Source organism: Duganella sp. 1224 (genome assembly GCF_013408245.1).
GTDB lineage: Bacteria > Pseudomonadota > Gammaproteobacteria > Burkholderiales > Burkholderiaceae_D > Rugamonas.
Map to the genome: position 1 here is coordinate 114,284 of NZ_JACBYS010000007.1, position 23,215 is coordinate 137,498.

Consider the following 23,215-nt stretch of genomic DNA (forward strand, 5'->3'; position numbering starts at 1 on the left):
TCAAAACCTTTTGAATGACAAAGCAATATCTGCTACGCTAAACGCTCAACCCACAGGAGGATAGCCATGGTCCACCCGCACATGCCGAACATTCCCGGCGCCGGCGTCATGAACGACACGCTGGACTTTGTCAAAAACCTGTGGGGCAGCATGAGCGTGCCCGGACTGACCGCGCCCACGCTGTCGGTCGAAGAGCTGGACAAGAAAATCAACGACCTCAAGGCCGTGGAGAGCTGGCTCAATCTGAATATGAGCATGCTGCGCGGGAGCATCCAGGCGCTGGAAGTCCAGCGCGGCACCATCGCCACGCTCAAGTCGGTGGGCGCCAGCCTGGCCTCGGCCGTCAACACCGGCGTGAACGACAAGTCGATCTTCGACGCCAATCCCTACGCGTCGGCCTTCTTCCACCACGCGCGCGAGGCCGACAAGGCGCAGACCGCGGCGCCATCGCCAGCGCCAGCGCCCGAACCGCAGCCGGCGCCGGAAGCCAAGGCGGCCGAGCAGCCCAAGCCGGCCGCCGGCGCGGCGTCGGCCCAGCCCAACGCCTGGTGGAATCTGCTGCAGGAACAATTCAAGCAAGCCGTGTCCACCGCCATGGCGTCGGAATCGATGATGACCGATGCCGCCGTCAAGTTCGCGGCGGCGGCGGCCGGCGCCAACGCCAAGCCGGCGGACAAGAAACCGGCGCAAGACGCGCCGGCGGGCGCGCCATCGACATCGGCATCGGCGGCGGCCAACCCGGCGGCCGTCAAGAAGCCGGCGGCGAAAAAGCCGGCAGCCAAAAAGGCCGCGGCCAAGCCACCGGCCAGGCCGGGCGGCGGCGACGCGTCGTAACGGGAACTACGCCAGCCGCTGGATGCGGATGGCGTCGATCAGGCCATCGGCCTGGCGCTGCACTTTCTCGATATCGATCAGGCCTTCCTCTTCGAGCAGCCTGGCGCTGTCGTGGGCGGTCTGAAAACTCTCCAGGGTATCTCCTTTGGCAGCGACCGGCCGGATCCAGGCCACGCTGCCCACCTTCATCTTCTTGTAGACTTCCTTGGCGATATCGCGCATATTTTTGTGCCCTTTATTTGCCCTCAATATTGACAGCGAATCAAGCGCAGACCGGGCTGCGCGCAAACCAGTGTAATCATTTGCGCGGGCCGAAACAAGTGGCCTATTGGCTGGTGTAGCGGGTCGACTCGGGCACGGGGCCATTGGCCGCTTCATACTCGCTAGCCGCGGCCGCCGCCACCACGCCGGACACCGGCGCCAGCATCGCCAGCTGCTCCATCAGCTGCGCAAAGCGCTGCTGGCCCGGCGCGATCGCATCCACGTGCATCAACACGCCGATGGCTTCGTCGGCCAGCTCGCGCTCATAGCCATTCTGCTGCAGCGCCGAGATGATGATCTGTGCGGAGTTGAACAAAATGCGCATATTGTGCGGCAGCGCGCGGCGCGCGGTGCGCATCCATTCGATGGCCTCGGCCAGCTTGCCGGTCTTCCACAGCAGCACGCCGCGGTTCATCATCTCCGACGCTTCCAGGCGTGCTTCCTTGATCAGCTCCGCGCCCTCGTCGCTCATGCGCGCGCGGTCGAAGATCTTCTGCACATCGTCCAGCAGCACCGCATTATCATGGTTGTTGCGGGTGACGTAGCGCAGCAGGTTGACCGGCGCTTCCTTGACGCCCACCGCGAACAGCAGGCTGGCCATATCGAGGCAGCTTTCGGTATCCGGCCGCTGGCGCGTTTCATCGGCCAGCATGGCTTCCAGCTCGTCGCCGGACTTGCGCGCGCGGCGGAAGTCGCCGCTCTCGTGATACACCAGGCCTTCGGTGATCTTGGCGCGCAGCGTCACCTGGTCGCCGCCGAACTGGTGAACCGCCGCGTTGAGCAGGCGGATGGCTTCCTTGGTGTCGTTCTTCTGGCCGCACACGCGCGCCAGCCCCAGATAGGCGTCCACCGTTTTGCGCACCGAGAACTCGCCGATCTCGATGCACTTGCGGAAGGCCCGCTCGGCCACCGGAATGTTGCCCAGCTTGAGCGCGGTCTGCCCCAGCGCGCGCTGGCGCGGCACGGAATTGGGCGACAGCTTGGCCGCCTTCTGCCACACGTCGAACGCCTCTTCGGTCTTGCCCTGCAACTGGAACGACTGCGCCAGCTGGTCGAAGGCGTCGATGTAGAAGCGGTTGTCGGCGATCACCGCCTGGAACATCAGGCGCGCCGCTTCCGGATCGCCGTCGGCCATGCGGATTTTCCCCAGGCCGCAGCGTGCCCAGTTGTACTCGCGCTCCTGCAGCACCTGCTCGTAGACGGCGCCCGCCTGCGCGGTCTCGCCGGCCTTGAGCAGCATGGTCGCCTTCATGCGCAACAGGTCGATGGCATGCAACGGATTGTGCGCCACCTGCTCTTCGCACAGCCTGGCCGCGCGCAGGTAGTCCTTGTCGGCGAAGGCCTGGTCGATGTCGCGGAAGATCTGCTTCTTGACCCACACGCGGTTCAGGCGCGTGAGCAGCACGCCCTCGGTGATCGGCTTGATGATATAGGCGTCCGGCTGGTGCTCGGCCGCGCCCATCACCGACTCCACGCTCTTTTCAGCCGACACCATCAGCCACACGCTGGACGGCAGCATCAGGTTGCGGATGCGCGCCTCTTCCAGCACCTGCTGGCCGTTCTTGCCGTCGCCAAGGTTGTAGTCGCACAGCACCACGTCGTAGCGCGTTTTCGCCAGCAGCACCATGGCCTCGCCGCCGCTGGACGCCTGGTCGATATGCTTGGCGCCGAGATTGCGCAACGACTCGCGCAGCAGCTGGCGGATGCCGACGAAATCGTCGATGATCAGGTAGCGCTTTTCCGCCCAGTCGATGCCGCCGTCGGCCGGATTGGTGGCGATGTTCATGACGTCCACACTCATCGTCAAGGCAGCCGCAAAATGAAGCAGCCGCCGCCCAGCGCGCCGCCGTTTTCCAGCGCGATGCTGCCGCTGCGCTGGCGGTGCTTGTGCATCTTCGCCACTTCGCTGGAGAAGTACAGTCCCAGGCCGCTGCTGTTGCTGAGGAAGTTGATCGCCGCCTTGGCGCTGGCGCCGCACTCCAGCATGGATGCCGGGAAGCCGGCGCCGTTGTCTTCCACGCGCAGTTCGAGATACTCGCCATCGACCGCGATCGACAGGCGGATGCGGTCGCGCGTGTAACGCACGGCGTTGTTGATGGCGTGGACCAGCACCCCGATGACCAGGTCTTCGTCCAGCGTCCAGATGGCGTCTTTCGGGTAGTCGACGTCGAAGGCGATGCCGCGCGAGTGCAGCAGCATGTGGGCCTGGCCGGCCACCAGCTCCACCAGTTCGCGCACGCTGCGCGGCGCCGGGTCGAACGGGTAGCCCGGTTTGCCGACGTCCTTGTACAGCGCCAGCAGCTGGATCAGGTTGTCGTTGAGGCGCTTGGTCTGGTACAGCATCTGCGCCATTTGGCCGTATTCCGGCGCGGCGCTGGACTGGTGCGCGGCCAGCAGGTTCTCCAGCGTGCCACTCAGGACGCTGATCGAATTTTTCATGTCATGCACAGTGGATGCGAGGAACATGAACAGCTCCGGTGAGCCTTCGTGCTGCTGCGCGGCTTGTTCATCCATTTGCAGGATCTCCATGGACGGCAATGTTCAGGTCCGCATTATAGCGCGCCTACTGGGCGCGGCGGCGCTGCTTGAGCAGGAAGCGGCCGGGATCCAGCGCGTCGACCAGCGAGGACTCCAGCGGCGGCGGCAGCTGCTCCAATTGGCAGACCAGCAGTTCCGCCATGAGCGGGGCCCAGATCAGGCCACGCGACGCATAGCCGAGCAGGCAATGCAGGCCGGGATGACGCGGCACGTCGGGCAGGAATTCGAGGCGGCCGGCGTTGGCGTAGTCGGGCAGCGCGCCGGCCAACGGCAGGCGGTCCGGCGCCGCGCAGCGGAAGCCCACGCGGCCGGCCAGCGGCGCCGTGTGCGCCAGCGCGGCGACGTCGTCGCCGGGGATGATCTCGGCCAGGCGGGCGAGGTTTTCCTGCTGGCTGCTGTCGCGCAGCGCGGGATCGTCGTCGTTGTCGTAGGTGGCGCCGGCGCAGACCATGCCGTCCGCTGGCGGTGTGACATAGGCTTCGCGGCACACCACCAGCGGCAGCAGCGGCGGCGCGGGGTCGGCATCGGCCGGCAGGTGCGTCACCTGGCCGCGCAGCTTGAACAGTGGCAGCTCGGCGGCTTGGGCGATCTGGTTGGCGCTGGCGCCGCTGGCGAGGATGACGGTCGGCGCTTGCGCGATCAGCGCGCCGTCGGCGCCGTGCACTTGCCACGCGTCGTCCACGCGCCGCAGGTCCAGCGCCTCGGTGTGGAATACGCGATGCAGCTTGTCGCCGCAGGTAGCCAGCATGGCTTCGCACAGTGACGAGGGGCGCGCCCAGCCGCCTTGCGCGAACAGCCAGCCGCCATGCGGGGTTGGCGCGCCGATCAGGGTGCTGGCTTCCTGTGCGTCGGCCCAGCGCGCGTAATCGGTCGGGTAGTCCCATTGCGCCAGCACGTCCTGCTGGACTTTGGCGTGGCGTGCATCGCGTGCCAGTTGCAGCACGCCGCAGCCGGCGCCGGTGAAGGCCTGGCCGGCGCCGCCCATGCGACGCCATTCGCGCAGCGCGAACAGGTAGGCGGCGCGGCTCAGGCGCGTGGGGATGTTGTCGTCTTTGGAGAGCAGCGGCATGAAGATGCCCGCCAGGTTGCCGGAGGCTTCCTGCGCGGGCTGCGCGTGGCGTTCGATCAGCGTGACTTCCCAGCCGCGCGCGCACAGGCGCTGCGCGGCCGCCGAGCCGGCGAGGCCGGCGCCGATGATCACCGCGCGGCGCGACGGCGCGGCAGGGGCACACGCGGCGGCATGCGGCGCCTTGCGGCCGCGGAAGACGGCGGCGATGTCGGGCGCGGCGCCCGCCGCTGCGGCGCCGGCATCAATCCGGCACACGAAGCCGGCCGCCGTCAGCGCCCACACCAGCGCCTCGTCGGCGGCGCGCGCGTGCAGCGTGGCGCCTTGCTGCGCCAGCCGGGCCAGCGTGCGCGCCCACGCCGGTGCGGCATCGGGCGACAGATGGAACGCGTCCACGCGGGCACTGATCTGCGGCAGCAAGACATCCACCGCGCCAATCAGCAGATCGAGCGTGACGGCATCGTTCAGGATCACGCGATGGTAGCCCGGCACATCCAGCGGCCACAGTGCACGCAGCCCGGCCAGGTCCGGTGGCGGCGGCAAGGCGGCAGCGATGGCGATGTAATGCAGGCGCCCGCCCTGCGCGCAGGCGGCGACGAACCGCTCGCCACGGCCGAACTCCGTGTCGAGCACCACGCGCGTCATCACTTGCGCGCCTTCTTGCGGCAGAAGCAGTCCGGCGCGTGATCATCGACCATGCCGATGCCCTGCATGTAGGCATAGATAATCGTCGAGCCGACAAACTTGAACCCCAGCTTGGCCAGATCCTTGGAAATGCGGTCCGACAGCGCGGTCTTGGCCGGACGCGGCCCGTCGCCGTTGACTATCGGCGTGCCGCCGACGTAGGACCACAGCAGCTTGTCCAGGCTGCCGCCGCTGTCCAGCAAGCGCAGATAGGCCTGCGCGTTGGTGATGGCTGCCGCCACCTTCAGCCGGTTGCGCACGATGCCGGGATTGGCCAGCAGCTCGGCCACCTTGTCCGGGCCATAGGCGGCGATCTGGTGCGCGTCCCACTGGTCGAAGGCGGCGCGGTAGTTCTCGCGCTTGTTGAGGATGGTTTCCCAGCTCAGGCCAGCCTGCGCGCCCTCCAGATTCAGCATCTCGAACAAGCGGCGCTCGTCGTGGCACGGCACGCCCCATTCGTGGTCGTGATAGTCGAGGTAAAGCGGATTGGCCGGATTGGCCCAGCTGCAGCGGATCGTGGTCATGGGCTTACAGTTCGAGGTCGCTGGACAAGCCGACGCGGCGGCGCTCGCCGCCCAGCACCAGCGGTCCGTTCAGGTTGGACACCAGCCGCACCTCGCCGTCGACGACGGCCTGGTCCAGCTGCTGCATCAGGCGCGCGAACACGCCGTCGGCGCGCGTGGCCTCGGTGCTGTACAGCGCGGCCCAGGCGTTGCGGCCGGAGCGCTTGGCGATGTACAGGCCCTGGTCGGCCAGCTCCACCACCTGCGACCACGACAGCAGGCGCGGCTGCTCCGGCAGGAAGGGGAAACAGGCGAAACCGATCGAGCAGGTGCGCGACAGCCGCATGCCGTCCGGCAGCACGAAGTCGCGCTCGGCCACCGCGCGCCGCATGCGCTCGGCCACGCCGGGCGCCTCGTCGCGGTGGGTGGCGCGCGCCAGCACCAGGAATTCCTCGCCGCCCCAGCGGATCACATAATCCGACTCGCGGAACACCTCGCGCAGCCGCTCCTGCATCTGCACCAGGATCGAGTCGCCGGCGGCGTGGCCATAGCGGTCGTTGACTTCCTTGAAGTGGTCGAGGTCGACCATGAAGAACACCAGGTCCTTGGCCGCCTGCAGGTCGCATTCGTTCAGTTCGCGGTGCAGGCCGGTGTCGTAGCCGCGCAAGCTCATGGCCACGTCGGCATCGACATTCTGCAGGAAGAAGCGGCGGTTGCGCAGCCCGGTCAGCTGGTCGGTCAGGCTGACCTCTTCCAGCGCCTGGTAGGCCTGCTCCAGCTCCAGATTCTTCTCCAGCAGCTGTTCCTGGGTGGCCGCCACCTGGCGGTAGGCGCTGGCGTTGTCCAGCGCGATGGCGCCGTAGGCGCACAGGGTGCGGAAGATCAGCCGCTCGCGCTCGCCGTACGAGCGCGCCAGCAGCGACTGCACCGTCATCACGCCCAGCACCCGCTCGCCCACGCGCAGCGGCGCGAACAGCAGGCTCTGGGTCGGCAAGGTGCCGGGGATCAGGTTGGGCGTGATGCCCTCGTCGTCCAGCTCGACCAGGATCTCGCGCCGCTCGCGCAGGCAGCGCGCGGTGTTGGCGTTGGGGTCGGCGGCCTCGATGCGCACGCGCGGCAGCGGCTTGCCGGCCTCCACCCCGAATTCGCACACCAGCGCCTGGCCGTCCGGCTGCAGCAGGAAGATCGAGAAGTGGGTGGCGTCCAGCAGGCCGTGCACGTGGCGGTCCAGCGCGCGGAATACCGCCGCCGCGTCCAGGTGGGCGGTGATTTCCTGGCCGATGGCGCTCAGGTGTTCCAGCGTGGCGCTGGTCTGTTGCAGCACTTCGGCGCGCTGCGCCTCGGCCGCCGCCAGCTGGCGGTGGTGCTCGCCCTCGGTCTGCGCGCGCTCGGTCTGGTACTGCACCTGCATGGCGATGGCGCGGTTGGTGGCTTCCTTGCTGTGGGTCTGGTCGCGCGCGGTGTTGGCGCGCAGCGCGATGGTGTAGGCGCGCTCGAAATCGCCGATCGCCGCGTACTCGCGCGCGGCCGCGTCCAACAGCGGACCGGGCACGGTGTAGCCTTCGATGGTGGCGGCGATCTCCAGCGCCAGCTGCAGGTAGTGCAGCGTGGCGTTGGGCGCCATCATCAGCTCCGGCCCCGGCAGCTGGTGGCGGGCGTGGATGTCGGCCAGCACGTTGAGGGTGGCGATCTGGCTGGAGACGTCGCCATGGTCGCGCGCCAGCGCCAGCGCGGCCTGGGCGGCGGCCAGCGCGTCCTCGGCGCGGCCCAGGTGCGACAGCGCGTGCGCCTGGCCGCGCCGCGCGCTGCTCTGGAAGTCGTTCTGGCACAGCGCGTCGCCGGCGGCGGCCAGGCGGGTAAAGCTTTCCAGCGCGGCCGCGTAGTTGCCGAGGTCGAGCGCCAGGTCGCCCTGGTATTCCAGCGCCACCGCGTAGGCGCGCGAGCCGGACAGCGGCGCCAGCGTGGTCAGCGCCTCGCGCAGCAGGCTTTGCGCGGCGTCGCGCTGGCCCAGCTGGCGCAGCGTTTCGGCGGTCTGCATCAGGCACATGCCGATGCTCAGCGGCCAGCCGACCGGGCGCGCCAGGTCGAGACCGCGCTGCATCCAGTCCAGCGCAGCCTCGTGCGCGTTGAGGCTGGTGAAGCCGTTGCCGATGTTGGTGGCGACGATGATGGCGCGGCGGATCTGGCCGGTGGCCAGCGCGGTCTCGTAAGCCAGCATCAGGTGGCCGATGGCGCGCCCGTAGTCGCTGCGCTGGAAGGCGCAGGTGCCGAAGAAGTCGCTGATCCAGCCGGCGGTGATCGGCGACAGGCCGTCCAGGTTGGGGCTGAAGCGGCCGTTCCAGCGCTGCTGCACCGAGCGGGGGTCGCTGAAGGCGTCGCAGATGCCGGAGGCGGCGTCGATGATGTCGATGCGCACCGGGTCGGCCGCCACGCGGGCGGCAGCGGCGGCCTGGCGCAACCACGCGCTGCCGTCGGCGCTCAGGCCGCGGTCGTTGCACGACCAGGCCATGATCCAGCAGGCGTCGGCGCGGCAGGCCGCGGCGGCGGCCGGCAGCGTGTCGGCCGCCTGTTCGCACAGCAGCAGCGCCTGTTCGGCGTGGTAGTGGGCGGTGTCCAACTCGCCGCGCAGCCAGAACGGCTCGGCGGAGATCAGGTGCAGCCGGGCGCGCTGCACGGCCACCGCCGCCGGCGGCAGCGGCGCCAGCAGCGGCACAATCTCGGTGGCCAGTTGCTGCGCGCGCGCGGGGTCGCGCTGGCGCAAATGCCAGGCCAGCGTCGCCAGCAGCTTCAACCGCTCCGGACCTTGCACTTCCGGCAAGGCCGTATCCCACTGCGCCAGCTCGTCGTCGAGCGCAAACATGTCCACCAAAATTGACTTTCCTCTACTGTGTTGCGGCAGCGCCTCGGTGCGCTGCGTACCGCATTATTCCACAGTTTGCAGGCCCTTCCGTATCCCCCATTTAAGTGCCTGATATCAAAGCGTTTTTAGTGCCAGATGGAAACTAGTTTAGTGGAAGCAACACGTTAATGCTTGCTGGAAACCAAACCTTGCACGGTTTGCAAATGGCGGTCGATCACCGGTTGCAGCTTGGCCGCCAGCGCCTTGACGTCGGGGTCGCTGGCCTTCTGCTGGGCCGACATCGCCTTGGCGTGCGCCTCCTTGTGGTCCTTGACGCCGGCCTGCTCCAGGTAAGCCTTGTCGAAGGCGGCGCCGGACAGGCCGCTGAGGCGCGCCGCCGCCTGCTTGTGGGCGGCGTCCGGCTCGGTCGGCAGCGTGACGTTTTTCGCCTGCGCCACCTTCTGCACGTCCTGCAGGCCCTTGCTGTGGTCATCCACCATCTGCTGGGCGAACTGCTTGACCTCGGCCGACTGCCCCTTCTGCAGCGCGATCTGCGCCGTGCTGACCTCGGCGATATTGGCCTGGGCCAGGTCGGCCAGGATCTGCTGGTCGCCCTTGCTGAGGGATGGCGACTGGGCCTGCGCGGGGCCGCCGGCCAGCAGCGCCAGCACGGCGCCGCAGCTTGCAATGGTCTTGTACATGGTGGTTCCTCCTGAGTGGTGTGGGCCGATTGTAGGGAGGAATGAGCGCGCCAGCCGCACCATACGGCGCGGAAAGAAAAAGCGGCGCCGCAGCGCCGCTCTGGTGGAGGCCGCAAGCCCGGCGCCAGCTAGGCGCGCTGGCCGCCCTGGTTGATCTGGATCAGGCGCGAACGCATGACCTCGGTGGCCGCCGGGCCGGGCGCGAACATATAGTCCTCGTCGTTGATGGCCAGGCCGCTGTTGGCGTCCACCAGCACCTGGTCGGCCGGCTTGCCGGTTTCGCGGCTGACCACCAGCAGGCTGGCGCCCTCGGGCGCCAGGTGGTCGTTGCCCCAGGCCACGAAGGCCAGCAGCACCGGCTTGAAGTCGCGGCCGGCCTTGGTCAGCACGTACTCGTAGCGCGGTGGCCGGGCGCTGTACTGGCGCCGCTCCATCAGGCCGCCTTCGACCAGGCCGGCCAGGCGCCGGGTCAGCATGTTCGGGGCGATTTTCAGGCTCTTTTCGAACTCGTCAAAGCGCGTCAGGCCGTAGAAGGCGTCACGCAGGATCAGGATGCTCCACCATTCGCCCACTTTGCCGAGGCTGCGGGCGATCGGGCACGGCATGCTGCCAAAGTCGGTATGTTTCATTTTGCTGCTCCTCTATGTCATTTAATCAATAAAATGCGTCAACGGCGACGCGTTCAGACTGGTGACTTGCATGTCGGATGCAAGAAAGTGTGACTTTTTTAGGTGATGCCACCCGCGTGACAATGTGTGTATTTTGACGCCTCAATTTGGTCTCCTTTTCTACCCTGTGTTTTAACTATCTTCTCCTATGAAAAACCCAGTTTTCGAGCCCATGTTGACGCTTCCAAAACGGGCCAAAAAACGACATGCAAAACTCTCCAAAAATCACTTTATTTCCACACGTAAATTTCACGGTAGAATGTGAACATTCGAGAGATTGTTCTTTCAGGATAAAATTCTTCCTGTAGATCAACATCTCAACCTTGTTGGCTACCCCGAACCGTAGCCATCGACAAGGGCTGCGCACCTCAATAACGTGTGTGATAAATGAAAACTTTTACTAAAGCATTCGCCATCGCTCTGTTCAGCCTGCCCCTAATGGCCCAAGCCGCCGGCAAGTCCGCGTCCGCCGCCATGCAGGTCAGCTTTGAGGTCAAGGAAGCCTGCACCGTGCAAACCAGCGCCGGCACCGCCGCTGCCGCCAACCAGACCCGCCAGGCCGCGCCGTCCGTCGCCTGCCAGCTGAAAACCCCTTACCTGATGACCCGTACCCCGTCCAGGCTGACCGGCGTCACCAGCACCACCGCCCAGACCGGCGCCATCCAGCAGGAAACCGGCAGCGGCGAATGGACCATCACCTTCTGACCCCGCCGCGCGGCCGTCAGAACCAGACGGTCGCCACCACCGTATCCTTGTAATCCCCCGGCGACGGCGTGGTCTGCGCCGGCACCATCCCGAACACCGTCTGACTCCTGGTCGTGCCATCCCCGGTGCCGCTCACCGCCACCGTGCCGCCGCTGCCGTCGCCCAGGCTGGCGCCGTCCAGCGTGTTGGAAATCTGGTAAGCCACCAGGTCGCTGGCGGCCGTTTTGATCATCTTGCGCGCGCCGATCGTGTTGCCGGGCGTGCTGCCGGCCGAGAACGTGATGCGGTAGGCGGTGTTCTTGCTGCAGCGCGTGGTCAGCGTCGACGTCGTCCGTATCGGGCTGGTCAGCAGGCTGCTGTTGGGGAACACCAGGTTGCCAACGTTGATGTCGCAATCGTTGATGACGGCGGCGCTGACCTGGAACGGCATCGCCACCGACGTGCCCAGCAGGCAGCTGCCGGTGCCGGTCAGGAAAAAGATGTAACGCATCAGCACGCTGCCGCCGCCGAAGTCGGACGTGAAACTGAGGTTGTCCGGGCCGACATCCATCGCCGCCAGCGTGGCGTCCGCGTTGAGCTTGCCGTACAGGTTGACGTCCTGCGCCAGCGCGCCGACGCCGCCGCTCTTGGTCAGCGTGAACTGGATGACGTTGGCGGCCGTGTCGCTGCCGGCCCAGCCGCCCCACACCTTGGCCGCCGCGTAGCTGGTGTCGGTGTACAGGTTGTAGTTGACGCGCTTGCCGCCATTGGCCAGCTGGCGCGGCACATTGGCGTTGGCATTGCTGTTGCCCGAGCCGCCGCCCAGGTACAGGCACACCGTGACGTTGGGGAACAGCAGGCTGGTGGTGAAGGCGGTCCAGGTGCAGGTCACCTTGAAATTGGCGTTGACGTAAGCGTCGGCGCTGGTGATCGAGCTGACCGCCGGGAACACGATGTTGGTCTGCGCCACCGCGCAGGTGTCGGCGCGCGCGTGGCCGCAGGCCAGCAGCAGCAGCGCGGACAAGCACAACAGGCAGCGGCGCGCGCGCGTCATGGCAGGCTCCGGCACACAAACGGGCCCAGCGTCGACAGCGCCTGACCCTTGACCGGGACATAGCTGAACTCCACCACGCAACGGGCGCCGTCCACGCTGGCCTGCAGGTGGTTGAGCGGCTGCAGGTGGTCGATGAAGGCCACGCCGTCGAAGCCGACCACGGTGCTGGCGCCGCTCTCGACGTGCAGCAGCGTGGTGCCGGCCGCCAGCGGCTTGCCGGCGGCGTCGTGCACGATGACGCTGGCCGCCTCGTAAGTCTCCACCGGGAAGCGCACCAGCACGCCGGACAGCCGCGCCGGCACCACCGTCTGCGCGGTGCTGGCCACGCGCGCGTCGAGCGGCAGGCGGGTGGTGTCGATGCCCAGCTGGTTCTGCAGATACGGCGTCAGGTTGGGCACCAGCATGTAGCCGGCGCTGCTGGTGGTGCCGATCACCTGGTTTTCCTGCAGCACCGGCACGCCGCCGACGCCGTCGGTCGACACCAGGCCGAAGCCGGCGCCGACCTGGCGCGCCGCGTGCACGCTGCCATCCATCACCACCAGCGCGCCGGCCAGGTCCAGCGACGAGCTGCGCGTGCCGCCGGTGTCCAGCGTGTAGGCGGTCACCTGGCCGTAGTTGCCCAGGTAGGTGACCTGCGCCTGGCGCAGCGGCGCGCCGTTGGTGTTGACCGATTGCAGGCCCCAGCCGAAGCCGCCGCTGTAGTCGGCCGAGCGCGCCAGCGTGGCGGTGGTGCTGCGCACGCCGTTCTGGCGGCTGCGGCTGACGTTGGCCGAGACGCGGTCGGCGAAGCTGCCGCTCAGGCTGATGAACACGCCGCGCGCCTTGTCGTCGCGGAAGTCGCGGAAGGCGCTGACGCTCAGGTATAGCCCCCAGCCCAGCGAGGCCGAGTAATTGAGCGCGGCGATGCGCGCCGGCGGCACCAGCGGCGCCCGCACATTGACCGCGCTGACGCCCAGCCCCTGGCCGCCGAACAGCGCCACGCTCAGGTTGGCGCGGTCGCTGGCGCGCACCACCGGCGCACCCTCCACCGTGCCGAGGTCGCCGTAACGGGACGAGGCCCGCTGCGATTGCAGGTCGACGCTGAAGCGCGGGCTCAGGTACTGGTAGCCGAGCGTGGCCTGCAGGCCGCCGCGGCCGTGATCGCCGCTGCCGCCGGCGCTGGCCGCCAGCGAGCCGCTGACCACGCCGGCCTGGCCCAGCCGCCACAGCGCGCCGCCGCCACCGTTGAGCATGCCGCGCCCGGCCTCGCCGTGCGCCTCCAGCGTCAGCGTGTTGCTGAGGCCGCGCCGCAGCGAGGCGCTGAGCGCCGGCGTGCGCGCGTAGCTGAACGAGCGCGTGGTGTAGTTGCGCCGCACCGCGCCCAGCTCGACCGAGTAATCGCTCAGGCCCTCGGCCAGCATGCGGGTGTCGACGTACAGCGGCACGGTGGTGCTGACCGCGCGCCCGGCGGCGTCGCGCGTGACCAGCGTGGCCTGGCCGGCGCCGTTGATGCCAGCCACCTGGTTGATCACGAACGGGCCGGACGGCACGGCGGTGTCGACCTGGCGCACGCCGTCGACATACAGGCTGACCGCGGTCGGCACCACCGCCGAGCCGCCCAGCGTGGCCGAGGGGAAGGTCAGCAGGTCCGGCCGCAGGTCGAAGCTGCGGCGCCACTGCAGGCCGCCCAGGCGCAGCGAACGGGTCCAGTTGAGCGACGACGAAATCAGGTCGCCGGCCTGCCAGGTTTCCAGCGTGTCCGGGTCGGAATGCACCCAGGCGGTGTCGAAGCGGGTGTATTGGCGCCGCTGGCTGCTGGCGTTGAACACGCCGGTACTGCTGAACACGCCGTTGGCGTTGAAGTAGCGCAGCTCGTTGCTGACCGAGCTGCTGCGGTTGCGCCCCAGCTGGCTGTAGGCGTCGTAGTTGATCACCGCGCCGGGCGTGACGCTGGCCACGCCGGGCTTGCGCACGGTGCGCGCCGACACCGCGATCGGCGCCCGCAACGCGTCGTCGATGCGCAGCGCGATCGCCTGGCGCGCGGCGTCGTAGGTGTAGCGCAAGCCCTTGACCTGGTCGAGGTCGAACTCGTCCCGGCCCGCCACCCCGAACAGCGCCGGGTCGAGCTCCAGGTCGCGCAGATTCTGCACGCTGCTGCGCAGGCCCGAGCTCTTGCCGCGGGTGAAACGCAACACCAGTCCGGTCGCTTCGCCGTTCAAGGTCACCTCCAGAAAAAGCTCTTCATCCTGCGGCGGCGGCGTCAGCGGCGTTTGCGCCAGCGCGCTGCCCACGACCCACCACGCCATCAACAGCCACCACCAGGCCAGCCGGCGCCGCATGCCGGGTCAGTCCACCCTGGCCACGGTGCTGGCGCTGATCGGCCGGGAATTGATGTTGGCCTTGACCGCCAACGTCCCGCTCAGATCGGCGTCGCCAGACGTGGGCAGGCGCCATTCGCGCACCTTTCCCGCAAGCACATAACCAAACAGGCCGGCGGCGATCTCGAACTGCTTGCCGGCGGCGTTGCTCAGTTCCAGCGCGCCGATCTGTGCGCGCTGGGTGCCGCTGTTGCGGACTCGCAACATCCAAAAACCATCCTTCCGGAACACCGACCACGCCAGCGCCGGCGCCGCCCGCTCGTCGGCCGGCAGCACGAACAGCGGCACCGAGTAGCGCAGGCGGATGTCGACGCCGCTGGCCGGGCCGTCGTCCTTGGGGATCTCGTCGATCAGGATGCGGTAGGTCAGCTCGGCGGCCGGCAATTGCTCGCTGCGCCGCACCAGCCGGATGATCTGGCTGCTTTTGGCGCCGATCTGGATGATCGGCGGGCTGGCCACCACGTCCTGGGTCGGCGTCAGCACATCGTCGCCATCCTTCTGGTCCCACTGGAACACCCGCACCTGGCCATACACCGGCGCCTCGCCCAGGTTCTGCATGGTGATGCCGGTGGCGCCCTGGCCGGCGCGCAGCAAGATCATCACCGGCGAAATCTGCAGATTGGCGGCCGACGCCGGCAACGCCAGCCATGCGGCCATCAGCCATCCCCGTAGTAACGCGCGCGCCCCTGTCATCCCGCCTCCGGTTGCTTGCTATCAACTCTGGAGGCCATTATTGGCTATCTAAAAAAAACCTGCTTTTGGTGGACGCGACAACTGTTTTGCAAGCGTAGAAAACTATCAAAAATATTCGAAAGATAGGCATAATACGCAACAGGGAGTGATAAAACTTTATCAACCAAATTTCCGGGGCCGCCCATGCAGACCACCGTTGAAAGCACCCGCAGCAAGATCCTGATCGTGGACGATTCCGCGTTCGAGCAGCGCATGCTGACGGATTTGCTGAGCGAACTGCCTTACAAAGTGTCGGTCGCGTTCAACGGCCTGCAGGGCTACCAGCTGGCGCTGGCCAACCGCCCCGACCTGATCCTGCTGGACGTGCGCATGCCGAATATGGACGGCTACACCGCCTGCCGCCTGCTCAAGGCCAATCCGGTCACGCAGGACATTCCGGTGATTTTCCTCAGCGGCGCCGACGCCGACGACGACCGCATCCTCGGCCTGTCGATCGGCGGCGTCGATTTCGTCTCCAAGCCGTTTTCGCCGGGCGAGCTGGCGGCGCGCATCCAGGTCCACCTGAATCTGGCCAAGCGCCACCAGCACCCGCCGCCGGCGCCAGGCGCGGCCGACGCCCCCGAGCCGGAGGCCGAAAGCGATCCGGACGCGGTGCTGGTCAACGCCGTCAAGCGCCTGATCGCCGACAACCTGGCGGCGCTGCCCGGCCTGGCCGAGATCGCCCGCAGCGTCGGCACCTACCGCGAGAAGCTGTCGCAGGTGTTCCGCGAGCAGACCGGCATGACGGTGTTCGGCTTCATCCGCGAGGAGCGCATCCGCCGGGGCGAGGAATTATTGAAGGACACCGATATCGACGTGCAGGACATCGCCCTGCTGATCGGCTTTAACAACGCCGGCAACTTCGCCACCGCCTTCCGCGAGCGCATGGGCGTGACGCCCAGCGCCTACCGCCAGGCGATCCAGAAGAAAGCCTAGGCGGCGGCCTGGGCCCGCATCTGGCGCCGCCAGAACAGCCACGAGGCCAGCGCGTTGAGCCAGTAGGCGGCGTACAGCAGCGCCGTCAGGTACAGGCCGCGGCTGGCGTACAGCGGCACCGACACCGTGTTCACCAGCAGCCAGAACGGCCAGGTTTCCACCCGCCGCCCCATCAGCAGCAGCTGCGCCACCACGCTGAACATCAGCACCGCCGAATCGATGAAGGGGGCGTAGGCGTTGGTGTAAGCCTGCAGCATCAGGCCGTAGGCGGCGCTGGCCAGCAGGCCGGTCGCCGTCATCCAGCCCAGCGCGCGCAGGCGGGCGTGGGTGATCGGCAGCGGCGCGCCGCCGGCGCCGCGCAGCCATTGCAGCCAGCCGATCAGGCAGGTGACGATGAAGAACAGCTGCAAGGCCACGTCGGCGTACAGGTTGACGCTGTAGAACAGCGCGGCGAACATGGCGCAGCCCACCACGCCGATCCACCACGAATGAATGTTGTTGCGCCCGGACAGCACGATGGAAACAGCCATGACGGCGTTGGCGGCGACTTCCAGCGGAGAGATCAAGGGCGGTCCTTGCAGGTGGGCGAACGGCTATTCTCGCTCAGGACAGGGACCGCTGCAACTCGGCGATGTTGATCGGCTTGACCAGGTGGGCGGCAAAGCCGGCCGCGCGGCTGCGCGTCTTGTCGTTTTCCTGGCCGTAGCCGGACAGCGCCACCAGCTTCAGCGCGGTGCCGCCGGGCAGCTGGCGCAGGTGGCCGGCCAGTTCGAAGCCGTCCATGCCCGGCAGGCCGATGTCGAGGATGGCCACCTGCGGCATGCCGGCCGCGGCCAGCGCGATCGCATGCGCCGGATCGTAAGCCACCGTCGGCTGGTAGCCCAGCGCGGACAGCAGCTCGCCCAGCGAGTCGGCGGCGTCCTGGTTGTCGTCCACCACCAGCACCCGCAGGCCGCTGCCCTGCTCCAGCGCCGCCGCCGGTGCCGGCAAGGGCGCCGCGTCCGCCTCGGCCACCACCGAATCGGGCAGCGTGATGGTGAAGGTGCTGCCGCGGCCCTCGCCAGCGCTGTAGGCGCTGACCTGGCCGCCGTGCATCTGCACCAGGTTGCGCACCAGCGCCAGGCCGATGCCGAGGCCGCCCTTGGCGCGGTCCAGCTGGCGGTTGCCCTGCACGAACAGGTCGAAGATGTGCGGCAGCAGCTGCGCCGGGATGCCGTTGCCGTCGTCGGTGACCTGGATCTGCACCGTGCCGCCCTTGACGCGGGTGGCCAGCGTGACGTGGCCGCCGGCCGGCGTGTAGCGCGCCGCGTTGCTCAGCAGGTTGGACACCACCTGCGCCAGCCGCGCCGGATCGCCATGCCAGCGCACCGTCGGCACATCCACCAGCAGGCGGTGCTGCTTCTGCTCCAGCAGCGGGCTGGCCATCTCGACAGCCTTGTTCAGCACCTCGGCCAGCGCCACGGTTTCCTTGCGCAGCTCGACCTTGCCGCTGGCAATGCGCGACACGTCCAGCAGATCGTCCACCAGCCGCACCAGGTGGTCGACCTGGCGCTGGATCACGGCCTGCTCCTGGCCGGTGTCGCCGGCCTGGCCGCGCAGCTTCATCAGCTTGAGCGCGGTGACGATGGGCGCCAGCGGATTGCGCAGCTCGTGCCCCAGCATGGCCAGGAATTCGTCCTTGATGCGCGAGGACAGATTGAGGTCGGTGTTCAGGCGCTCGCTCTCGGCCATGGCCTGGGCCAGCGCGCGGTCGCTCTGCAGCCGGCTCAGCGTGGCGCAGACGGTGGCGGTGAACTGTTCCAGGAACTGGCGGTAGGCGCTGTCCAGCGGCAGCCGCGGCGACAGCTGGAAGGCCAGCGCCAGCGCGTCGCACAGTTGCAGCTCGGCGCCATGGATCACCAGCACCTCGGCGCTGGAGCGCACCGCGCCGGCGGCGTCGCCGCTCAGCAGCACCACGTCCAGCAGGTCGCCCGGATTGTCGGTGGCCGACTGCGCCACGGCGGCATGGACGTCATCGTCGCTGCGGCAGCCCAGCAGGCGGCGCGCCAGCAGGTCCAGCGCGTGGCGGCGGCGTTCGGCCAGCACCTGCGCGGTGGTTTCGGTGCACACCACCAGCACCCCGCCCACCTCGTCGCGCTCGTCGTACACCGGCGTGTAGGTGTAGCTCCAGTAGACGTCCTCGATGCGGCCGTTGCGCCAGATCGGCACCAGGTTGTCGGCATACCAGCGCGGCTCGCCGCCCTGGCGCACCTCCTCGATCTGCGGCCCGATGATGTGCCAGATCTCCGGCCAGCACTGGCGCCCGGCCTGCCCCAGCGCGGCCGGATGCTTGCCGGCGCCGAAACAGGGCACGTAGGCGTCGTTGTACAGCTGCGTCAGCTCCTCGCCCCACCACAGGAACATCGGATGCACCGAGTGCATGACGATGCTGACCGCGCCGCGCAGCGACGCCGGCCAGCCGTCGATCGGCCCCAGCGGCGTGTCGTCCCAGCGATGCGCCCGCACCAGCTCGCGCATGGGGGTGCCACTGCCGATAAAACGCGGCAGCGGCGGGTCAGCGAGCGGGAGGGAGTGAGCCAGCATAATGAGTTCCGAACCAGAAAGCGAAATAGTAGCAACTGTAGCGTACGGCGGCGCACAATACAGTGCTGCCGTACGGCAATTGTTTCGCGTTGAGGTCGGGCGCTGGCGGCGCGGCTAGTGTTCGCGCCAGTGGTCGAGGTTGCGCGGCTCGGCCAGCGGCGCGCCGTTGCGTTCGGCGCGGAAGCGGGCCGAGGCCGCGTACACTGCGCGCCGCACGCGCATGATGGAACCGATCGGCCGGTGCGCGGCCACGCAATGCCACGGATTGAACTGCATGCCGTCATCGACCAGCACCGACAGCCCGTGGGTCCAGCCGGCCTGCGCCTCGGCGCGGATGCGCGCCACCGCCACCCACGGCGCCTGCCACTCCACCGCCGCATCCTCGATCGGCATGCTGGCCAGGTCGGTGCACAGCTGCACCCGCAGCTCCCACTCGGCCGCGTGCTCGGTCATGAAATCGACCACGGCCGCGCGCAGGCCGTTGGGCTTGTGCGCCAGGTCGACCGGCCGGTCCTTCAATGCCGCCAGCTCGGGCGACACCGGCGCCAGCGACAGCTTGGCCATGTAGCGGCCGTACAGGATGGGCGCGGCGGTGAAGAAGGTCTCGCCCAGGGGATGGGTTTCCGGATGGCCGCCCAGGCCCTTCAGCGTGGCGCTCTCGCCGCCCACCGCCTCCACCACCTGCTCGACGCCGCGCAGCGCGGTCGACAGCGCCTTCTTCAGGCCGGGCGCCTTGTCGGTGGTGGCGGCCAGCAGCTTGACGCTGCCGAGGAACTGCCTGGCGTTGGGCGCCAGGAACACCGGGCCGTTGACCATGACGAAATCCTGGGTGACGTCGCCGGCGCCGTCCGGCAGGCGCTCGCCCGGCACGCCGATCACCTTGATGGCCATGCCGCGTGGCGTGGACACCTTGTCGTCCAGCAGATCGCCGGGCGTGGTCGACAGGCGCATGACCACCGGCCAGGTGCCGCCCGGATGGCCGAACAGGCCCTGGGCGTAATCCGGCGGCAGGTTGTCCAGCACCCGCAGCGCGCCGCGCAGGATGCCGTGGCTCTTGGCATGCACGCCGCGGTGGGCGTGGCCGGTGTCCTTGTCGACCGTGTCGGCGATGCCGTGCATGGCCTCGGTCAGGCCGGCGATGGTGTCGGCCTCGCCGTCCTCCGGCACTTCATAGGACGGGTCGTAGGGCAGCGGCTGCTGTAAATGTCTGGTGGGGAAATCCATGATGCTCCTCGCGCTAGTCTCTCCCCATCATCCGCGCCGCCGCCGCTGGCGTCTGTGGCGTGACGCACACTGGCTCAACGCTTCTGGTATTCCAGGAAGTCCGCCGTGCGCCGCGCCTGTTGCTCGCCAAAGCGCTGCGCCACGATGTGCAGCGCCAGGTCGATGCCGGAGGTCAGCCCGCCGGCGGTGTAGGTGTGCGGGTCGGCCTGCACATAGCGCACCTCGCGCACCAGTTGCACGTCGGGGAAGGTCTGGTGAAACATGTCGGCGTAATCATGGTATTTCCTTGAAGATGAATGAACCGCCAGTGTCGCCGCCGGCCGCGGCGCCGGCCAGCGTGCCGGCTGCAGCACGCCGGCGTTTCGCTGCATTGTTTGCCTGGGCGCGCGATTCTCGTTTATCGTGAGCGCATGCATACTCTCCCTACCCGCCTCTGGATCGCCGCCGTCTGGTGTGGCCTGGCGCTGTTCGACGCCACGCAAAACGTCTTCCTGATGCGCACCGCCGGCATGCACCATGCGTGGACCGCGCTGTTCTGCTTCCGCTTCTTCTACTGGCTGGTGTGGGCGCTGGCCACGCCCGCTGTGCTGCGGCAGGGGATGGACTTCGCCGTCCGCCACCGTGGCGGCTGGCGCGCCTGGTGCGTGCATCTTGCCGCCTGCCTGGCGGTCGGCATGCTGTCCGCCACCTGGACCGCGACCATGGAATATGGATTGAATCCGTGGATGGTGGCTGGCACGCCGCCGTGGACGGTGCTGTGGTATCAGCACTTCGTCGGCGGCATCATCACCGATGTGGTGCTGTACGCCACCGTGTTCGCCATCGGCTACGGCCTGCATGCGCGCGAGCGGCTGTTGCTGGAGCAGGCGGAACGCGTCAAGGCGCAGCTGGACGGCTTGCGGCGGCAGATCGAGCCGCACTTCCTGTTCAACACCCTGAATACCGTCACCGGCCTGGTGCGCGAGCAGCGCAACGACGATGCCGTCGACACCATCGCCGGCCTGAGTGAACTGCTGCGCCGCGTACTGGACGACTCGGATCGCAACCTGATCTCGCTGGGCGAGGAACTGGCCTTCCTGGATAAATACTTCGCCATCCAGAAGATGCGTTTCGGCGATCGCCTGCAGTACAGCGTGCAGGCGCCGGAGGCGCTGCTCTCGGCCAGTATTCCCAGCCTGTTGCTGCAACCGCTGGTCGAGAATGGCTTCAAGCACGGCCTGGCGCGGCGCGCGCAAGGCGGCGCGATACGGCTGGCGATCGGCGCCATCGATGAGATGCTGGACATCGTCATCTACAACGATGGTCCCGCGCTGCCGCCGGGCGCCGCGCCGCCACGCGCGGGGATCGGCTGGCGCAATGTGCGCGAGCGCTTGCGCGGCTTGTATGGCGACCATCACGCGCTGGACATGCGCAACCGCGATGGCGGCGTTGAAGTGCATATTGCGATTCCTTTGCGCGGCGTGGCGGCATGAAGCTGCGCGCCCTGATCGTCGACGACGAGGCGCCGGCGCGCGCCAACCTGAAGGCGCTGCTGCGCCGCCACGCCGATATCGAGGTACTGGCCGACTGCGACACCGGCGCCGCCGCGCTGGCGGCGGTCCGCGCGCTGCGGCCGGAGCTGCTGTTCCTCGACATCCAGATGCCCGAGTGCGATGGTTTCGACGTGCTGGAAATGCTGGGCGGCGACGTGCCGCCGGCGGTGGTTTTCGTCACCGCCTACGACCAGCACGCGCTGCGGGCCTTCGACGTCGGCGCGCTCGACTACCTGCTCAAGCCTTACAGCGACGAACGCTTCAACACCGCGCTGGCGCGCGCGCGGGAACGCCTGCAACGCAGTCCGCCAACGCCGGCGCGGCTGGTGCTCAAGCAGGCCGGCCAGGTGTTGTTCGTGCCGGTGGCCGGGATCGACTGGATCAGCGCCGCCGACTACTACGCCTCGCTGCACGTGGGCGCGCAAACGCACCTGCTGCGCCGCAGCATCGCCGAACTGGAACGCGATCTTGATCCGGCCATCTTTTGCCGCATCCACCGCTCCACCATGATCAACCTGGCCCGGCTGCAATCAATCGAACTGGGTTCCGACGGCGAGCATGAAGCCGTGCTGACGACGGGCGTCCGCCTGCGGATCAGCCGCAGCTACCGCAAGACATTGCTCGACAGAGCGGCCTGACCCCGCAAAAAAGTTCGGGGTCTGACCCCGTACGGGGTCAGACCCCAGGGGGTGGCCGTGCGGGGTGTGCGATTCCCGCATGCGCCCGCCAAACATGCTATCGTTGACGCTTTTTTTCCGCGTTTTCGCTCCCGCCCGATGCACCACGAACAGATTTCCGACACTCCCCTCATCACCGCCCCGCATGGCGCCGGCATGGCCAACCTGGCGCTGGCCATCGGCGGCCTGGCCATCGGCACCGGCGAGTTCGCCTCCATGACCATCCTGCCGGTCGTCGCCGGCGACCTGCACGCCACGCTGCCCGACATGGGCCACATGATCAGCGCCTACGCGCTGGGCGTGGTGGTCGGCGCGCCGCTGATCGCCATTTTCCTCGCGCGCATGCCGCGCAAGGCCATGCTGATGCTGCTGATGTCGCTGTACGCGGCCGGCAACCTGCTCAGCGCCGCCGCTCCCGGCTATACCGGGCTGATCCTGGCGCGCTTCATCGCCGGCATTCCGCACGGCGCCTACTTCGGCGTGGCGGCGCTGGTGGCGGCCGCGATGGCGGTGCCGGAAAAGCGCGCGCAGGCGGTGTCGCGCGTGCTGCTGGGCCTGACCATCGCCAACATCTTCGGCGTGCCGCTGGCCACCTGGCTGAGCCAGGGCTTCGGCTGGCGCTCGGCCTTCCTGGTGGTGGGCGCGCTGGGCGTGACCACGGCGCTGATGGTCGGCCGCTACGTGCCCTTCATGGCGGCCGGCGACGCCAGCCCGCAGCGCGAACTGGGCGTGTTCCGCCGCCTGCAGGTGTGGGTGACGCTGCTGATGGTGTCGATCGGCTTCGGCGGCCTGTTTGCCATCTACACCTATGTCACGCCGACCCTGCTGGAAGTGACCCGGGTGTCGCCGGCCATGCTGCCGGTGCTGCTGGGCCTGATGGGCGTGGGCATGACAGTGGGGAATCTGGTGGGCGGCTGGCTGGCCGACCGCTCGCGCCTGTGGACCATCTTCGGCGGCCTGGTGTGGAACGTGCTGGCCTTGTCAGCCTTCTATTATTCCAGCGCGCACCTGTGGACGGTGGCGCTGAACCTGTTCGCCATCGGCTGCGGCATTGCCGTCTGCCCGGCGGTACAGACCCGCCTGATGGACGTGGCCGGCGACGCCCAGACGGTGGCGGCCGCGCTCAACCACTCGGCCTTCAACTGCGCCAACGCCATCGGCGCCTGGTGCGGCGGCCTGGCGATCGCGCACGGCATGCGCCTGCAATCGACCGGCCCGGTGGGCGCGGCGCTGGCCATGGGCGGCATCGCCGTGCTGGCGCTGTCGGTGTGGCTGGAACGCCGCCCGGCGCGGCCGGCTGGATCGCATATTGTATACAATATCCAAAATTAGGGATATGATG

General features: G+C 68.1%; 21 protein-coding genes. 6 read left to right on the forward strand and 15 right to left on the reverse strand.

From position 1 onward, the window contains the following. The first annotated feature begins 66 nt into the window (after positions 1-66). A complete protein-coding gene (locus FHW58_RS23210) occupies positions 67-834 on the forward strand; it encodes a PhaM family polyhydroxyalkanoate granule multifunctional regulatory protein (RefSeq protein WP_179675560.1) in 768 nt (255 codons plus the stop codon). A 6-nt stretch (positions 835-840) separates the two neighbouring features. Here FHW58_RS23210 and FHW58_RS23215 read toward each other — a convergent pair whose 3' ends face one another. The 8 genes from FHW58_RS23215 to FHW58_RS23250 all read right to left on the reverse strand — a co-directional run bounded on the left by FHW58_RS23215 (position 841) and on the right by FHW58_RS23250 (position 10,055). Further along, positions 841-1,056 carry a hypothetical protein gene (locus FHW58_RS23215; RefSeq protein ID WP_179675561.1) on the reverse strand — a complete coding sequence of 72 codons (216 nt, stop codon included), beginning with the start codon at positions 1,054-1,056 and terminating at the stop codon, positions 841-843. A 103-nt stretch (positions 1,057-1,159) separates the two neighbouring features. Continuing rightward, on the reverse strand, positions 1,160-2,881 hold the full coding sequence (locus tag FHW58_RS23220) for a tetratricopeptide repeat-containing response regulator (RefSeq protein ID WP_179675562.1): 1,722 nt from the start codon (positions 2,879-2,881) through the stop codon (positions 1,160-1,162). Positions 2,882-2,898: 17 nt separating this feature from the next. Then, positions 2,899-3,609: a sensor histidine kinase KdpD gene (locus tag FHW58_RS23225; protein ID WP_179675563.1), complete on the reverse strand. Its 711-nt coding sequence runs from the start codon at positions 3,607-3,609 to the stop codon at positions 2,899-2,901. Positions 3,610-3,658: 49 nt separating this feature from the next. After that, a complete protein-coding gene (gene mnmC, locus FHW58_RS23230; RefSeq protein ID WP_179675697.1) occupies positions 3,659-5,344 on the reverse strand; it encodes an FAD-dependent 5-carboxymethylaminomethyl-2-thiouridine(34) oxidoreductase MnmC in 1,686 nt (561 codons plus the stop codon). Beyond that, entirely contained in the window at positions 5,344-5,907 is a 564-nt protein-coding gene (locus FHW58_RS23235; RefSeq protein WP_179675564.1) for a DNA-3-methyladenine glycosylase I, read from the reverse strand. Before FHW58_RS23235 ends, mnmC begins: the two co-directional genes overlap by 1 nt. A gap of 4 nt (positions 5,908-5,911) precedes the next feature. Next, positions 5,912-8,746 (reverse strand): diguanylate cyclase, encoded by a 2,835-nt coding sequence (locus FHW58_RS23240; RefSeq protein WP_179675698.1) that lies wholly within the window; start codon positions 8,744-8,746, stop codon positions 5,912-5,914. 164 nt (positions 8,747-8,910) lie between these two features. Next, positions 8,911-9,426 (reverse strand): DUF4142 domain-containing protein, encoded by a 516-nt coding sequence (locus FHW58_RS23245; protein ID WP_179675565.1) that lies wholly within the window; start codon positions 9,424-9,426, stop codon positions 8,911-8,913. Positions 9,427-9,554: 128 nt separating this feature from the next. Next, complete coding sequence (locus FHW58_RS23250; RefSeq protein WP_179675566.1) at positions 9,555-10,055, reverse strand: helix-turn-helix domain-containing protein; 501 nt, start codon at positions 10,053-10,055, stop codon at positions 9,555-9,557. 426 nt (positions 10,056-10,481) lie between these two features. Between FHW58_RS23250 and FHW58_RS23255 the strand changes: the two genes are divergently transcribed. Beyond that, positions 10,482-10,799, forward strand: coding sequence for a hypothetical protein (locus tag FHW58_RS23255; RefSeq protein ID WP_179675567.1), 318 nt, complete (start codon positions 10,482-10,484; stop codon positions 10,797-10,799). 16 nt (positions 10,800-10,815) lie between these two features. Here the strand turns inward: FHW58_RS23255 and FHW58_RS23260 are convergent, their stop codons facing one another. Genes FHW58_RS23260 through FHW58_RS23270 form a run of 3 tightly spaced genes read right to left on the reverse strand, consistent with a single transcriptional unit; the run spans position 10,816 to position 14,846 of the window. After that, positions 10,816-11,832, reverse strand: a complete 1,017-nt coding sequence (locus FHW58_RS23260) for a spore coat protein U domain-containing protein (protein ID WP_179675568.1) — start codon at positions 11,830-11,832, stop codon at positions 10,816-10,818. Next, positions 11,829-14,150 carry a fimbria/pilus outer membrane usher protein gene (locus FHW58_RS23265; protein ID WP_179675569.1) on the reverse strand — a complete coding sequence of 774 codons (2,322 nt, stop codon included), beginning with the start codon at positions 14,148-14,150 and terminating at the stop codon, positions 11,829-11,831. The genes FHW58_RS23260 and FHW58_RS23265 overlap by 4 nt, the downstream gene beginning before the upstream one ends. 6 nt (positions 14,151-14,156) lie before the next feature. Next, entirely contained in the window at positions 14,157-14,846 is a 690-nt protein-coding gene (locus FHW58_RS23270) for a molecular chaperone (RefSeq protein WP_229265471.1), read from the reverse strand. A gap of 219 nt (positions 14,847-15,065) precedes the next feature. Here FHW58_RS23270 and FHW58_RS23275 point away from each other — a divergent pair, with 219 nt between their 5' ends. After that, positions 15,066-15,857 (forward strand): response regulator, encoded by a 792-nt coding sequence (locus FHW58_RS23275; RefSeq protein ID WP_179675571.1) that lies wholly within the window; start codon positions 15,066-15,068, stop codon positions 15,855-15,857. On the opposite strand, the gene pnuC is transcribed toward FHW58_RS23275, so the two are convergent. The 4 genes from pnuC to FHW58_RS23295 all read right to left on the reverse strand — a co-directional run bounded on the left by pnuC (position 15,854) and on the right by FHW58_RS23295 (position 19,927). Then, positions 15,854-16,423, reverse strand: coding sequence for a nicotinamide riboside transporter PnuC (gene pnuC, locus FHW58_RS23280; protein WP_179675572.1), 570 nt, complete (start codon positions 16,421-16,423; stop codon positions 15,854-15,856). The genes FHW58_RS23275 and pnuC overlap by 4 nt on opposite strands. Before the next feature lie 37 nt (positions 16,424-16,460). After that, a complete protein-coding gene (locus tag FHW58_RS23285) occupies positions 16,461-18,440 on the reverse strand; it encodes an ATP-binding protein (RefSeq protein WP_179675573.1) in 1,980 nt (659 codons plus the stop codon). A 114-nt stretch (positions 18,441-18,554) separates the two neighbouring features. Further along, positions 18,555-19,664, reverse strand: a complete 1,110-nt coding sequence (locus FHW58_RS23290; protein ID WP_179675574.1) for a catalase family protein — start codon at positions 19,662-19,664, stop codon at positions 18,555-18,557. A gap of 74 nt (positions 19,665-19,738) precedes the next feature. Next, positions 19,739-19,927 (reverse strand): hypothetical protein, encoded by a 189-nt coding sequence (locus FHW58_RS23295; protein WP_179675575.1) that lies wholly within the window; start codon positions 19,925-19,927, stop codon positions 19,739-19,741. Positions 19,928-20,074: 147 nt separating this feature from the next. Here FHW58_RS23295 and FHW58_RS23300 point away from each other — a divergent pair, with 147 nt between their 5' ends. The 3 genes from FHW58_RS23300 to FHW58_RS23310 all read left to right on the forward strand — a co-directional run bounded on the left by FHW58_RS23300 (position 20,075) and on the right by FHW58_RS23310 (position 23,205). Continuing rightward, positions 20,075-21,136 carry a sensor histidine kinase gene (locus FHW58_RS23300; RefSeq protein WP_179675576.1) on the forward strand — a complete coding sequence of 354 codons (1,062 nt, stop codon included), beginning with the start codon at positions 20,075-20,077 and terminating at the stop codon, positions 21,134-21,136. Then, on the forward strand, positions 21,133-21,834 hold the full coding sequence (locus FHW58_RS23305; RefSeq protein WP_179675577.1) for a LytTR family DNA-binding domain-containing protein: 702 nt from the start codon (positions 21,133-21,135) through the stop codon (positions 21,832-21,834). The genes FHW58_RS23300 and FHW58_RS23305 overlap by 4 nt, the downstream gene beginning before the upstream one ends. Positions 21,835-21,972: 138 nt before the next feature. Beyond that, complete coding sequence (locus tag FHW58_RS23310; protein WP_179675578.1) at positions 21,973-23,205, forward strand: MFS transporter; 1,233 nt, start codon at positions 21,973-21,975, stop codon at positions 23,203-23,205. Positions 23,206-23,215: the final 10 nt, after the last annotated feature.